Origin of the sequence: Microcoleus sp. Pol11C2, from assembly GCF_036701505.1 — a bacterium.
GTDB lineage: Bacteria > Cyanobacteriota > Cyanobacteriia > Cyanobacteriales > Microcoleaceae > Microcoleus.
Genome location: NZ_JAUBQX010000110.1, coordinates 1,517 through 2,691 on the forward strand (window position 1 = coordinate 1,517; position 1,175 = coordinate 2,691).

At 42.1% G+C, this 1,175-nt stretch carries 1 protein-coding gene; it reads left to right on the forward strand.

Features of this window, described 5'->3' with window-relative positions:
- Positions 1-1,100, forward strand: a 1,100-nt coding sequence (locus QUA42_RS27455; protein WP_333141824.1) for a group II intron maturase-specific domain-containing protein, incomplete at its 5' end; no start/stop codon positions are given.
- Positions 1,101-1,175 lie beyond the last annotated feature (75 nt).

Consider the following 1,175-nt stretch of genomic DNA (forward strand, 5'->3'; position numbering starts at 1 on the left):
AGCAACGCATAGAAAAAGAGTTTCCAGTAAATGGAAATGGATACTTAAAAAAGTCAACTTCCCGATTTGGGAAATTTGTAGGCAGACCAAATATTATCCGGTACGCTGATGACTTTGTAATTCTATGTGAAGAAAAAACCTTAGTCCAAAGATGCCGAGAGATAATCTCGGAATGGTTAACTGGCATGGGTTTAGAATTAAAACCTGAGAAGACGAGGCTAACTCACACTTTCAAGGATGAATTAAGTGAGGATGGTAAAGCGGGTTTTGACTTTTTAGGTCATCACATCAGGCAATACCCTGCTGGAAAACATCGGAGCAGTTTAAGTACGCACGGTGAGATATTAGGTTTCAATACAATCATCACCCCAAATAAGAAGGCAAGTAAGGCTCATCAAGAGGAAATCGGAAGAATCATCAAAAAACATAGGTCATCGCCACAATCGGCGTTAATTAGAGACTTAAACCCTGTAATAAGGGGATGGACTTCTTTCTATGCAAAATCTGACGCTAAAACCGTTGGAGAACTCGCCAAACAAGATACCCTCACATACCTGAAACTTCGACGCTGGGCAAAACGCCGTTGCGGAAACATCAATGCAGGACACCAACTGTATTGGCACACCATTGGCGGTAATAACTGGGTATTCTCAACCAGAGAAGAGGGATCGAACCCCCTTCGGTTACTAAACCATAGAGAATTCGAGTGTAGCAGCACCGACTATGTAAAAGTTAAAGGAGATAAAAGTCCCTTCGATGGCGACCTAGTTTATTGGAGTTCAAGAATGGGAAAAAACCCTGAATTGCCAAGTCGATTGGCACTGCTCTTAAAAAAGCAGAAGGGTAAATGTTCTCATTGCGAATTTATTTTCAGAAATGAAGATGTAATGGAAGTTGACCATATCGTCCCCAGAGCCATCGGAGGTAAGGATGAGTACAAAAATCTTCAACTATTGCATCGGCATTGTCACGATGTTAAAACCAAAACCGACTTGAAATTAATCAGGGAACATAACCTGGAACTCGTATCTTCAGGAAAGAAACACAAAACAAGTCGGAAGAAAGGGAAGCCCTCAAATGACAAGAGTACACCCGAGTAGCCGTGTGCTATGAAAGTAGCAAGCACGGTTCCGAATGGGAGGGAGAAGATGGTAACATCTTCTTTCGACCCTACC